Origin of the sequence: Bradyrhizobium sp. AZCC 1610, assembly GCF_036924515.1 — a bacterium.
Classification (GTDB): Bacteria; Pseudomonadota; Alphaproteobacteria; order Rhizobiales; family Xanthobacteraceae; genus Bradyrhizobium.
This window is the reverse complement of sequence record NZ_JAZHRR010000001.1, coordinates 6,421,591-6,433,989: the sequence shown is the minus strand read 5'-3', so window position 1 is coordinate 6,433,989 and position 12,399 is coordinate 6,421,591. Positions and strand designations below refer to the sequence as shown.

The following is a 12,399-nucleotide window of genomic DNA, read 5'->3' as shown; positions in this document are numbered from 1 at the left end:
GCGAGGCGGTCGCCGTGAAATGCAACTCCGAGCATACTCTGTTAGGTCTCGACTGCTGCGCGCGGTTCTCGGATAACGAGGGCATCGCAAGGTACGTCATCCACAATTGCTTTGGCGGCGCTCCCTAGAAACATCTCGAAGAGGGCACTCCGCCCGTGCGTACCAAGCACTAACAGGTCTACCTCTTTGTCTCGCACATAGTCGCGCAACAGAAAATTTGGTGCGCCATCCTCGATCAGCACATGCGGCTGTTGCCAACCGGGCGCCGATTTGTCCACTCCTGCCAAAAACGCCCGCACCTCCAGCTCGACTTCCATACGATATTGCCGATGCAATGCCGATTCAGTTATCAGTTCGGACGGTGGGCGGTACGCATGAAAAATTGTTAGCCTTTGTCCAGAGAAAAAGCGTGCGGTAGTTTCCAGGGCATAACGTGAGGAATCGGAGAGGTCGGTAGCGAAAACAATATTTTCGTACGGCTTGCGAGGACGGTCCTTCACAACAAGGAGCGGCACTCGAGACCGACGAAATAGCCGATCCGCGGTCCGGCCCAATATGAAATGTCCGAGCGACTCGTCTCTTCCGAGGCCGATCGCAATCAGGTCGCAATTTTCAGCGTCGGCACTGCACAGAATGGCTTCTACCGGATTTCCTTCGGCGATTCGCACGGTCGGCCGCGCTGGAAGTGCGTCGACATCGGCTAGGAGGTGTTTTCTGGCAACATCAAGCGGATCGGACGAGCGCCTCCACGACGGCAGTCCTGCTGCATCCGGGATGCTCAGGTCGCGATCTTCAACTACATGCAAGACTGTCAGCGACGATTGCCACTGCCATGCAAGCATGGCGGCTCGGCAAAGCGCGCGGTCACAGCGCGCACTAAGATCCGTCGCTAAGAGAATCTTTCTAGCTGGCCCGCTCATCCGGCTTGGCGCGTTCACACCGCACTGCTCCTGTCGTTCGGGACGTGCCTGCTGGGGATAGTACGTAGCACGCCGTGGCGCGAAATGCGCCCCGTTCCGCGTAGGGATTAATGCTTGCGGGCTTATGGTGAGAACTACCTACGCGCTTGCGTACGAAGTGAAGGAGGACGAATTCTCGCTGGAGCAAGAAATTGTCCGCCCGGAAATGGAATCCGGGAGCTCGTTACGGACACCCTGCCTAAGATCTGGTGGAGAGGTTCTTCAATCGGATCAAGCATTGCCGACGCATCGCCACTCGCTACGACAAGCTTGCAGCCAACTACCTCGCGTGCAAGCGGCTGAATCGAGATTTGCGATGGCCGACAGCATGCGCGCCGCGCTGACGCTGGTGGCACGCGGCGAGGCGTCGCTCGGCATCGTCTATTCGACCGACGCCAAGGTCGAGCCCGGCGTCAAGGTCGTCGGCATCTTCCCGCCCGATTCCCTCCGGCGATCATCTATCCCGTCGCGGCGACGACGACGGCGAAACCGGAGACCTCCGACTATCTTACCTTCCTGCGCTCGACCGCAGCGAAGAACATCCTTGAGAAATACGGCTTCAAGTTCCTAGTCAGCCCGTTGACCTGATGGTCGGTTCGCTCCTCGCTTGGGATGTCGCCTGTTGGCACTTTTGAGACATGCTCACTGGCCAGACGACGTCCGTTTACAGGGGAAGACCGGAAGTAGTCGGCCGACGGCCAAAGTGACGCGATTGACCCATCTCGGAAGTCGGGCGGCCAAGTTTGCTGCGCTGTGATAAAGTCACTTCCGGTAAGCTGGCCTCACCGGCTCCAAAGGAGATATGTCCATCATGCTGGACCGCATTCTCGATGCAGCAACCGACAACCTCAGGTTCGCGAAGATTCTGGTCCAAATGGGTCTCGATCCGAACAACGTGACCTGGGACGCCATCTTCAACCGCCTGCTGGAAATCTTTCTGCACAACATCACGCTTGCCAATATGTTCGCCCTGGTCGGCGCGATCTTCTTTGTCGCTACATTGCTGACGCACACGATGGTGCCGCTGCGGGTCGCGAACATGATCGGTTGCGCATTCTTCGCCATCTTCGGTGCGCTCACCGGAGCCGTCACGATCTTTCTTCTTTATCTCCTGATGATTCCCATCAATGCCTACCGTCTCCGTCAAATGCTCGCGCTGGTGAAGAAGGCGCGCACCGCAACACAGGGCGACATGTCGATGGAGTGGCTCAAGCCGTTCATGACCGACCGCAAGTATCGCAAGGGCGATATCTTGATGAAGAAGGGTGACGCAGCCAACGAAATGCTGCTGACCGTTACCGGCAAATTCCGGGTCATCGAAATCAACGTCGAACTTCCGCCGGGGCGTTTGATGGGCGAGCTTGGTTTCCTCACGCTCGACAACCGCCGGACCGCGACGATCGAATGTATCGAGGATGGCCGCGTCCTGACTATCAGCTATGAAAAGCTGCTTGAGATCTACTTCCAAAACCCGCAGTTCGGCTATTACTTCCTTGTCTTGACCAGCCAGCGCCTCCTGGAAAATCTCGCGCGGGCCGAAGCCATCATCGCGCAGAACAAGATCGCGCCGCAGACGCCTTTCGCCAACTGACAGCGGTCCGAGGAGATTGATCCCGGCCGTCGCCTGCTCCGCCGCCGTCCTAATTCCCACTGGCTTCGCGCGCACGGCGCAGAACTCGAATTCGGGGATCTTTCCAAACGGATCGAGCGCCAGATTGGTGAGCAGATTGGCAACAGTCCTCCCGCTCATCCTTCGCTTGGCAGGGCTTGAAGTACCGATCATTGCACGCTGCCTGCGGCCATCGCCTCCAAAGCGAAGCCGAAAACAAGAGCGTCTTGCTGCAGTGCCTGAGTCCGCTTGTGGCACTTTTCGGACCTGACAGGCCCGGCTGACGATGTCTGTTCTTGAGGGGATTGTGTTGCAAAACTCGTTTCTGTCTTTGGACAAGCTTGGCTTTTGAGTTTTGGCGATCTTTTGGCTCGGATGGTTCCGCGTTGGTTGTGGGTGTTCAGTAGGCGACTTCCAGAGGTGGCGGGGGACAGCAGGTTAGCTTGACCAGTCGCCTCAGGTTTTGCGCGATGGCTGTAAGCAGTACTTCGTCCCGGACGCCATTCAGGCCTCGCAGCCGAAGCCGGTCGAGCCTGAGAATGCGTTTCATATGAGCAAACCGCATCTCGACCTTTTTGCGCTCACGGTGCGACTGCTGGAAAGCTTCCGTATTGGCCAGCGCACGGACACGATCGCGCACATCCTCGTTGAGGTCGCGGGTAATTTTGCGCACGACCGCTGTCGTGCATTTGGGCTTCAAGGCGCAGCCAGAGCAGTCGCTCTTGCTGGCCCTGTAGTAGACGATGTGACCTTGATCGATGTTGCCAGTGCTGGTCAGCTCTGCGCCACCCGGACAAGCGTAAACATTGCGCTTCCGGTCGAAGGCGAAGTCGGCTCGGCTAAAGGTGCCATCGGGGCGGGCTGATTTGTCCCACACCGGAACGTGCGGCGTGATGTTGCGATCCACCAGCCATTTGAGCAGCCTGACCGCGCCGTAAGCCGTGTCACCTGCGAGCCTTTGGGGCCGCAGATCGAAGCGACGTTCAACACGGTCCACCATGGTCTGGGTGACAGCAATCTCCACTGCCCGGTTCGCGCGCGTGCCTACCGCATCGAGGATGATCCCGGCCTTGTTGTCGATCAGATAGTTCGCATCATAAGCAAAGAATGGGTCCACGCCCGGCCTGGTTACCCAAGTTGCTTGCGGGTCGGTGAGCGAGACTTCCTTGGGAGGCTTGCGTCGATGGCCGCCTTCATTTGAACCGCCGCCGTGTTCACCACCGTGCTCATCGCCACTTGCATCTAGGGCAGCGATGTACTCGCGAACCGCATGGGAGGCCTCTTCCGCCTTGGGCCATGCGATCGGCTGGTCGCCGGGGAGCCGCTTCATCTTGTCCACATCCGCCTTGATCAGGCTCGCGTCGATCGAGAACGCTTCGCCTCCGACGAGCCCCGCCGAAATGCACATTGCCACCACGCCCTCGAATACCCGGCGCAAGGCATCGCTCTCACGGAAGCGTTCGCGCAGCGCCCGGCAGAACACCGAATGATCAGGGATCTTGTCTTCGATCCCGAGCTTGCAAAACCACCGGTAGGCCAGATTGACCTGAACTTCAGCGCAGAGCCGCCGCTCGGACGAAGCGCAAATACGTAGCCCACAATCAGCATCCGGATCATGAGCACTGGATCAATCGAAGGCCGACCAGTGTGCGAGTAGAATATGGCGAGCTCGTCATGCACCCAGCTCAGGTCGAGCAAACCGTCGATTTGCCGTACCAGGTGATCCGGCGGCACGACCTTGTCGAGATCAAAGGAATAAAAGAACTGGCCCTGACCGCTCTCCTGCCGCCCTAACATCCGCCGCTCCCGCAAATGCCGTCTCATCAGACGGAATCACGGTTCGCGAGTCGCCTCAAGCGGAGTTTTGCAACACAATCGAGGGTAAAGCGGACTGCCAGTTGCGCGCCCGGACTTCCGAATGACCCCATACCGGAAGTCGTGCCTTTTGATGAACGGTCGCTGTTCCGTCGCAAAACATTGGGTCGCAAAATCTATACTGCACTAAACCGCTATCGCGGCAGCGCCCCATCTCATTGGGTGACAAAAGAAAAGCCGCCCCGAGGAGCGGCTAATCGTTCTCTATTCTATTACCAGCCACGGCTGCCGAAACTGAACCCAATGCTCGGGCCGCCGCCATAATAACCGTAACCCGGACCGCCCTCGTAGTATCCAGGGCCGCCGCCGTGGTAGCCATAGCTACGACGCACATAATAGCCGTCGTCGCCATAAATATAACGGGGACCGCGAACTCGGTAGCAGCGTCCGTATTCGTTACACACAAGTCGAACCTGATCGATATTCAATCCCTCAGCCGATTGGATTGCAGCGGGGTTCATGGGAGCCGCAACCGCCGCGGTCGACAGCAGGGCGGTTGCTCCAAGAACTGAAAGGACAATTTTCTTCATGGTGCTCTCCTATGCTAGAGTTGTAGATTAGTGCCATCCGCGAACCACCCGTAATGTCTCCAGTGGGGTAAGTCGGGCAAGACGATGCTGCGCCTGATCATGCGCCGCGGTATCGCGTCCGCGGGAGCGCCAGCCAAAGGCATGGCTGAAAATAATCCGGCAAAACTGGCGCTCACTTAACTCCGAGGGTGTCCTTGAGTTCTGCCACTTTTTTTCATGCACCCTTGTTCGCCGCCAGCCTCGGACATCTTGCGGGCTTCGGCCATCAGTTGGCTGGCATGTGCGGCACTCTGAGTGCTGCGTTTGCCGGTAACCTGCTCCTGATGCGGTGAAGCGGTGAAGTGGGCTCCACAGCTCCCGCCGTTGATCCGGTGGTTTCAGGCTCACCGCTCTTTTGCTTGCCGGCCAGAAGCTCCTCTTGGTGCTTCGTCGCCGGCACCCGCTTCGCTCGTGCTCGCGCCCGACCCCGCGGAAACAACATTCTGTTCGAGCGCCTTCAGTTCTTGGTTGCAATCAGCAAGCGCCGGCGAAGCGAAGGTAAGGGCGAATGCTGCTGCCGTCGCTATGCGTATGGACATCTGAACCTCCTGCTTGAGGTTGTCCCTCGCTCGAAATGAGGGATGCAGGGAAACGTCCACAGACACGAGGTGGTTCCTCCCGATCGGATTTGCAAACGTCGAACAGTCTTAGCAACGATGCCAGAGCGGCGCCGGTGCTCAGGCCCATTGGCTTCAGGCGCTGTTCTCGACCGCTCGATCCGGTATCTGGGCGGAGCGTAAGCGCTGCTCCATAGCCTAAGTCAATGACCGCCTCAGGTCGCAAGGCGACTACTCTCCCCACTCGTCCGACGATCGCTCATGGCACTTTTGCGAAGTGCCTACCGGCTCTGAGATTGTCTGCTTAGCTGCGTAGACCGGAAGTCGTCGGCCTAGCGTCAGGACAGCGCGATTGACCCAAATGTATGGTCCGGCCGCGCGTTGCAAGAGGTTTCGTCAACCTGGCAGATGCGGTCTTGCATCAATGTATCCGGCCTCTGATTGGAGCATGTGGTGCTCCGGGCCATCATGGATATCAGCGCGCATGCGAGCTGATTAGCGGACAGGCCTCGAATGGGCCATTTGGGTCACCAGTGTTCGCATGCGCCGGGAAGACCGATCCTCCATCGTCGTCTCATCCTCTCGCAGACCTCGGCGGGTAAGGGATGTTGGTTACGTCATCGATAGCTCCTCACTTCGCGCTGTTCCTTTGTTCGTGCCTGGCGGTCGTTCCTTCGTCCCGGCCTGCGCGCGCAGACGCGCCGCGCGCAAGGGCCGTCAAGGCCGGCCGTCGTGCTGTCCTGACGTCTTGCTCTGCCACGGCCAGGCTGCGCCTTGACGGCCCCGAGCACGGCGCGACGATCAGGCAGGTCGGCACGCCGTCTCCTCCGTCTTGACGCATTCGAAGGCGCGTCCCTTGTTGAGAACCGCCCACGCGATCCGGGCGAGCTTGTTGGCGAGCGCAATCGCCAGCACGTTGTGGTGCAATCGTTTCTTGGCGGCTTCGATCCAAGATTTGAGGCCATAGCGCTCCAAACACTTGACCCTCACCAGCACGACCCACGCGGCTTGCACGAACAGCGCGCGCAGGTAGCGATTGCCGCGCCTTGATATCTTGCCGAGGATCGTGCGGTCGCCGGTGGAGATCTGCTTCGGCACCAGTCCAAGCCAGGCGCCGAAGTCGCGGCCTTTCGAGAACACCTCTCCGGTGCCGATCGCGGCCACCATTGCGCTCGAGATAAGCGGGCCAATGCCGGGCACCGTCATCAGTCGCTTGCAGGCCTGATCTTGACGGGCCAGCGTTTCGATCTCGCTAGATAGCCCCTCGATCCGCGCATCGAGCCGACGCCAGTCGCCCGCCAGATCCTCGACGATGCGCAACATGCGAGGCGAGAGCACATCGGTGCGCGTCGCGAGGATACCCCGCAACTCGGATCGCAGGGAATGCAGGCCTTGCCGCACGGCGATGCCCCGCTCCAGCAGGAACGCACGGATCTGATTGATGACGCCAGTCCGCTGACCGACCAACCGCTCTCGGACGCGGTGCAGCGCCTGAAGGTCGAGCTGATCGGCGGTCTTGGTCGCGACGAATTTCATGGTCGGGCGTTGCACCGCCTCGGCGATGGCTTCTGCATCTCGGAAGTCATTCTTCTGTCCCTTCGAATAGGGGCGCACGTATTTCGCCGGCATCAGGCGGGCGTCGTGGCCAAGCATTTGGAGCCTGCGACTGAGATGATGTGCGCCGACGCAGGCTTCCATACCGATCAAGCACGGCGGCAGGTTGGCGAGCCGCGTTTCCACCTGGCCGCGTGACCACTTCTGCCGCAGCACGATGGCGCCGCGGTCATCATGACCCACGAGGTGGAACGAGTTCTTGCCGATATCGATGCCGATCACGGCGATCGCTGCGTTGAGTTTCTGAGACATGGCGTGCTCCTCGTCTTGAGCGCCCCTTGCCAGTTTCTCGTACTGGCAGGGGCCGGAGCACGGCCGGACCATTCCATTAGCGGACCAAGGGCGCGGGCTACATATTTCGCGGGGCTCCTTACGACGCTAGGCTTCGCATTTCGGTAATCAGGTCGGACTTGCCTTCGAAGCCGATGCCAGGAAGCTCCGGCATGGTGATATGCCCGGCTTCCACCCGTACCCCATCCGGGAATCCCCCATACGGTTGGAACAGATCGGGATATGATTCATTACCGCCGAGCCCGAGCCCCGCTGCGATGTTGAGCGACATTTGGTGTCCGCCGTGTGGAATGCAGCGGCTCCACGACCAGCCGTAGCTCTTCAACATTTCCAGCGTGCGCAAATACTCGACCAGCCCGTAGCTCAGCGCGCAGTCGAACTGCAGCCAGTCCCGATCTGGCCGCATGCCGCCGTAGCGGATCAGGTTGCGGGCATCCTGCATCGAGAACAAGTTTTCGCCGGTGGCCATCGGGCCGGGATAGTGCTCGGCCAGCTTCGCTTGCAACTCATAATCCAGCGGATCGCCAGCTTCCTCGTACCAAAACAGATCGTATTGGCGCAGCGCCTTCGCATAAGCCACCGCAGTATCGAGATCGAAGCGGCCGTTGGCGTCGACGGCGAGCTTGCAGCCCGCAGGTAACATTTTCAAAACGGTTTCGATGCGCTTGCAGTCGTCAGCCAGCGGCGCACCGCCGATCTTCATCTTCACGACCGTGTAGCCGCGGTCGAGATACCCTTTCATCTCCGCTGCCAGGCCTTCGAGGCCCTTGCCTGGATAGTAGTAACCGCCGGCCGCATAGACGAAGACACGCGGGTTGGCCTGCACTTTGGCGCGTTCCGCCAAGAGTCGAAACAGGGGCTTGCTCGCAATCTTGGCGACGGCGTCCCACACCGCCATATCGATCGTGCCGATGGCGACCGAACGCTCGCCATGTCCGCCCGGCTTCTCGTTAGTGAACATGGCCGCCCAGATTTTGCTGGGATCCAGAAGGCCACCTTCGTCAAGCAGGCTGTCCGGCGCAGCCGTCAGCACGCGCGGCGCGAAACGCTCGCGGATCAACCCTCCCTGCCCGTAGCGACCGTTCGAGTTGAAACCGTAGCCGATGACTGGCCGGCCATCGCGGATGACGTCGGTGACCACGGCAACCAGACTCAGCGTCATCTTCGAAAAGTCGATGAAGGCGTTGGCGATGGGAGAAGATATCGGAGCGGTACGCTCCCGGATGTCGACAATGCGCATGAGAAGGATGTCCGTATCGGAGGATGGAGGGCGGAAGCTTAATCGGCGTATTGGCCGACTGCGGTGATCATCGGACGCCAGCGGTCAATCTCGCTCTTCAGCGTTTCACGAAGGATTTGCGGCGTTGCCTTATCCGGCGTCGGATCGGTCGCGATATCCGCGAACCTGCCGGCCAGCGCCGGACTTTTGAGCGCCTCGGCCAAGGCTTTGGTTAGCACCTGCACGATAGGATCGGGCGTTTTCGCCGGCACATAGATACCGTGCCAAACGCTGATCTCCATGCCAGTCAGGCCGGCCTCGGCCGAGGTGGGCACGTTAGGCATCGATGGCAGCCGCTTGGCGCTGGTGACGGCGTAAGACTTCACGCTGTTGGCCTGGACCAGCGGCGCGGCGGTCGTGGCTTGTTCGCACCCAAGATCTATCTGCTTCCCCATCAGCGCCTGAAGAACCGGGCCGCCTCCGCGGAATGGAACGACGTTCATCTGCTTCTGAACAGCCGCCATGAATAGCATACCGCAAAGCTGCGACGCCGCACCCAGGCCCGAATGCGCGAAGGTGACGTGATCGCCTCGGGCCTTGATGTCTGCAATGACTTCGGCCAGCGTATTCGGGGCGTAGTCCGGGCGCGCAATGATTGCCATGTTGGCATCGGACACGACGCCGACAGGCTTCAGGTCGGTGGTCGGATCGAACGGAAGCTTCCGATACAGCGTGACGGCTGTGGCCAGTCCGAGATGATGAAGTAGAAGCGTATAGCCGTCAGGCTCAGCACGGACGACCCGATTGCTGCCCAGAGTGCCGCCCGCGCCGGCGACGTTCTCGACAATCACCTGCTGCCCGAGCAGACGGCCCATGTTCTCGGCCGTCACGCGCGCCACGGTGTCGGTAGGGCCTCCGGCGGCAAAAGGCACGATCATGGTGATGGGCCGCTTGGGGAAATCCTGGGCGATCGCCGCAGACGCCGTCAAGAACAGCAAAGAAGCACACACAACCGCACGCATGAATATCTCCCAGGATCATTTTTTGATCCACGCAATGTAGATGAAACGGCCGACTTGTCAGCCATCTCAGAAATGGTAAATTCTCACCTCAGCTATTCCCATAAAAGATGTCTAAATCTGACGGCAGGACAGATCATGCGAAATTTCGATCCCGTTTCGTTGCGGCTGTTCATCGCGGTCTGCGAGGAACGCAACATCGCCGTAGCCGCCCGGCGCGAGGCGATCGTGCCGTCCGCGGTGAGCAAGCGCATCAGCCAGATGGAGGAAGCCGCAGGCGTCACCTTGCTCGAACGCGGCAGGCGCGGCGTTGCGGTGACGGCGGCGGGGGAGGTGCTGTGCCGCTATGCGCGGGAATCGCTGCAATTGCTCGACCGGATGCAGGCAGAACTGGGAGCGTTTGCCGAGGGAGTGCAAGGTCACGTGCGTGTCTTCGGCAGTAAATCGGCGGTGGCGCAATTCCTGCCGGAAGATATCAGCCTGTTCGCGCAACGCTATCTCGACGTACGCGTCAGCCTGGAGGAGCGCGAAATCTGGGAAGTGGTGCGCGGCGTTGAGGAAGGGCGCGCCGATATCGGAGTGTGTTGGGACGCCGTCGACATGCGCGGCCTGCGGACCTTGCCATATCACCGCGACCATCTTGCGGTAGTCGTCCATCCCGCCCATCCATTGGCGAGAAAACGTTCTGTCTCCTTCGTCGACACGATTGACTACGAGCATGTCGACATCGTCGCTCGCAGCATCATGCAGACGACCCAGCGCAGTGCTGCGGCCGCCGCCGGCAAGCAGATGCGCTACCGCATCCAGGTCTCGACCGTGGACGCCGCTTACCGGATCGTGGCGGCCCAATTGGCAGTGGCGATTGTACCCGCTGAGGAGGCGAGCGCGATTCAGCAGGCGCTAGGGCTCAAGGTGATCCCCCTCAGCGATAAATGGGCCAAGCGCCAGTTCGTCGTTTTAGTGCGTGAGAAAGGCCTGAGCCTACCGGCGCAATTGTTGGTTCAGAGTCTGTCTTCTTCCGAAGGCATTCAACCGCGTCGGTCGGGTCGCTCTAAATAGTCTCGTATCGCGCACGCCGTTCGGAGCACATTCCAACGGGTAAAGAAGCGGTCCAGCGTCCGCTTCTGGCAGATTGTGTTGAAAAAGTCGGCCAATAGGCCGTTCGCAACGATGCCGAGAGGCAGGCGCGCGCGGGCTCTACTGTGCTTTAGGCGGGCTGCAACGCAGGGCTCGGGATCAGCTTTGCGAGCTTCCGGAGATTTTGGGCGGTGGCCGCCAGGAGGAACTCGTCTCGAGCACCCAATGGGCCTTTCAGCCTGAGGCGGTCGAGGCGCAGGATGCGCTTGAGGTGCGCGAAGAGCATTTCGATCTTCTTCCGTTCGCGCCGCGACGTCACGTAGGCATTGGTCTTGGCGATTTCGCGCGCAACGTCTCGAGCCTTTTCGTGGATTGAACGTGGGACCTTGCGGGAGGGCATCTTCGGACAACACCGGGGCTTGAGTTCGCAAGTGTCGCAGTCATGTTTGCTGGCCCGGTAGAGCAGCGTTGTCCCATCGTTCACAAGGGTGCCGGTGGAAGTCAGCACCTTGCCAGCTGGGCAGATGTAAACGTCGCTCTGTTGATCGTAGGCGAAGTCTTCCCGAGAGAACGTCCCGTCGGCACGCCCTGATTTATCGAAGACCGGAATGTGCGGCTCGATCGCGCGCTCGTTGACCAACCACCCCAGCATCTCCGCTGTCCCGTAGGCAGTGTCGGCTACAACGCGCTCGGGACGGAGTTCAAGGCGCTCTTCGGTACGCTCAATCATGGTGCGCGCCGCACCGACCTCGGCCTGCCGGATCGCTCGCGTCGCCTCGACGTCGACGATGATCGCGACCTTCAGGTCGATCAGATAGTTGTTGGCGTAGGCAAAGAAGGCATGTCCTTTGTGAGCGCCGGTCCATTGCGCGGCTGGGTCCGACTTGGCAATGAACTTCGGTACTGTGTCGCTCGCCGCGCCCCAGGCCGCTTCATCCAACGTATCGAGATACTCCCGGACGGATCGGCGCGTCCTCGCAATGGTCTCCCAGTCAACCTCATCAGTTCCAGCAACAGCGCGCTGCTTGTTAGCGTCGGCGGCAATCAAGCTGGCATCGACCGCAAAGGCGACGCCGTCGACTAATCCTTCTGCGATGCAGCGCTGGACCACCGTCTCGAACAGCTTTCGCAGCAGATCGCAGTCCCGGAAGCGGCCATGCCTGTTCTTGGAGAAGGTCGAGTGGTCCGGCACCTCGCCCTCAAGACCGAGCCGACAGAACCACCGGTAAGCGAGGTTCAAGTGCACTTCCTCGCACAAGCGTCGTTCGGAGCGGATGCCGTAGCAGTAGCCAACTAACAGCATCCGCACGAGCAGTTCGGGATCAATCGAAGGCCGGCCAGTGCAGCTGTAGAATGGCTCCAGGTGCCGTCGGATGTCCGATAAATCGACGAACCGGTCGATCGATCTCAGCAGGTGGCTAACAGGAACGTGTCGCTCAAGCGAGAACTCGTAGAACAGCGCCGCCTGATCAATCTGCCGCTGACCCATCATCGATTCGGCTCTCCCGCCCAACGGACGGAGTGAATCAGCGAGTCCGCTCGGCTTCAACGGCCGAGTTTTTCAACACAATCGGCACAAAACGGACATCGATCCGGCGATGGTCGATGTC

General features: G+C 60.0%; 9 protein-coding genes and 3 pseudogenes. 4 read left to right on the top strand and 8 right to left on the bottom strand.

Translation table 11 applies throughout. The features are described from left to right. Positions 1-41: 41 nt before the first annotated feature. Positions 42-920, bottom strand: coding sequence for a universal stress protein (locus tag V1279_RS31610; RefSeq protein ID WP_334446647.1), 879 nt, complete (start codon positions 918-920; stop codon positions 42-44). 248 nt (positions 921-1,168) lie between these two features. On the opposite strand from V1279_RS31610, the pseudogene V1279_RS38025 reads away from it, so the two are divergent. The 3 genes and pseudogenes from V1279_RS38025 to V1279_RS31600 form a co-directional block, all read left to right on the top strand. Continuing rightward, positions 1,169-1,303, top strand: a pseudogene (locus V1279_RS38025) (IS5/IS1182 family transposase); the annotation flags it as partial. Next, a pseudogene (locus V1279_RS31605) lies at positions 1,246-1,547 on the top strand (substrate-binding domain-containing protein); the annotation flags it as partial. The pseudogenes V1279_RS38025 and V1279_RS31605, both read left to right, overlap by 58 nt. Positions 1,548-1,761: 214 nt before the next feature. After that, positions 1,762-2,550 (top strand): Crp/Fnr family transcriptional regulator, encoded by a 789-nt coding sequence (locus tag V1279_RS31600; RefSeq protein WP_442894842.1) that lies wholly within the window; start codon positions 1,762-1,764, stop codon positions 2,548-2,550. Between the two features lie 418 nt (positions 2,551-2,968). Here V1279_RS31600 and V1279_RS31595 read toward each other — a convergent pair. The 6 genes and pseudogenes from V1279_RS31595 to V1279_RS31570 form a co-directional block, all read right to left on the bottom strand. After that, positions 2,969-4,365 (bottom strand): annotated as a pseudogene (locus tag V1279_RS31595) (IS1182 family transposase). Between the two features lie 290 nt (positions 4,366-4,655). After that, positions 4,656-4,973 (bottom strand): hypothetical protein, encoded by a 318-nt coding sequence (locus V1279_RS31590; protein ID WP_334444164.1) that lies wholly within the window; start codon positions 4,971-4,973, stop codon positions 4,656-4,658. A 383-nt stretch (positions 4,974-5,356) separates the two neighbouring features. After that, entirely contained in the window at positions 5,357-5,551 is a 195-nt protein-coding gene (locus tag V1279_RS31585; RefSeq protein ID WP_334444161.1) for a hypothetical protein, read from the bottom strand. Between the two features lie 819 nt (positions 5,552-6,370). Next, complete coding sequence (locus V1279_RS31580; protein ID WP_334444159.1) at positions 6,371-7,435, bottom strand: IS110 family transposase; 1,065 nt, start codon at positions 7,433-7,435, stop codon at positions 6,371-6,373. Between the two features lie 118 nt (positions 7,436-7,553). Continuing rightward, positions 7,554-8,714, bottom strand: coding sequence for a mandelate racemase/muconate lactonizing enzyme family protein (locus tag V1279_RS31575; RefSeq protein WP_334444157.1), 1,161 nt, complete (start codon positions 8,712-8,714; stop codon positions 7,554-7,556). Positions 8,715-8,752: 38 nt separating this feature from the next. Continuing rightward, a complete protein-coding gene (locus V1279_RS31570; RefSeq protein WP_334444154.1) occupies positions 8,753-9,715 on the bottom strand; it encodes a tripartite tricarboxylate transporter substrate-binding protein in 963 nt (320 codons plus the stop codon). A gap of 135 nt (positions 9,716-9,850) precedes the next feature. On the opposite strand from V1279_RS31570, the gene V1279_RS31565 reads away from it, so the two are divergent. Next, a complete protein-coding gene (locus V1279_RS31565; protein ID WP_334444151.1) occupies positions 9,851-10,771 on the top strand; it encodes a LysR family transcriptional regulator in 921 nt (306 codons plus the stop codon). A 148-nt stretch (positions 10,772-10,919) separates the two neighbouring features. On the opposite strand, the gene V1279_RS31560 is transcribed toward V1279_RS31565, so the two are convergent. Further along, the gene (locus tag V1279_RS31560; RefSeq protein WP_334444148.1) at positions 10,920-12,281 is read right to left on the bottom strand and encodes an IS1182 family transposase; all 1,362 of its coding nucleotides are present in this window, start codon (positions 12,279-12,281) and stop codon (positions 10,920-10,922) included. Positions 12,282-12,399: the final 118 nt, after the last annotated feature.

Bases quoted from the DNA above. Each gene is read 5' to 3' on its own strand.
- V1279_RS31610 (WP_334446647.1), bottom strand. From the start codon at position 920: ATGAGCGGGCCAGCTAGAAAGATTCTCTTAGCGACGGATCTTAGTGCG.
- V1279_RS31600 (WP_442894842.1), top strand. From the start codon at position 1,762: ATGTCCATCATGCTGGACCGCATTCTCGATGCAGCAACCGACAACCTC.
- V1279_RS31590 (WP_334444164.1), bottom strand. From the start codon at position 4,973: ATGAAGAAAATTGTCCTTTCAGTTCTTGGAGCAACCGCCCTGCTGTCG.
- V1279_RS31585 (WP_334444161.1), bottom strand. From the start codon at position 5,551: ATGTCCATACGCATAGCGACGGCAGCAGCATTCGCCCTTACCTTCGCT.
- V1279_RS31580 (WP_334444159.1), bottom strand. From the start codon at position 7,435: ATGTCTCAGAAACTCAACGCAGCGATCGCCGTGATCGGCATCGATATC.
- V1279_RS31575 (WP_334444157.1), bottom strand. From the start codon at position 8,714: ATGCGCATTGTCGACATCCGGGAGCGTACCGCTCCGATATCTTCTCCC.
- V1279_RS31570 (WP_334444154.1), bottom strand. From the start codon at position 9,715: ATGCGTGCGGTTGTGTGTGCTTCTTTGCTGTTCTTGACGGCGTCTGCG.
- V1279_RS31565 (WP_334444151.1), top strand. From the start codon at position 9,851: ATGCGAAATTTCGATCCCGTTTCGTTGCGGCTGTTCATCGCGGTCTGC.
- V1279_RS31560 (WP_334444148.1), bottom strand. From the start codon at position 12,281: ATGATGGGTCAGCGGCAGATTGATCAGGCGGCGCTGTTCTACGAGTTC.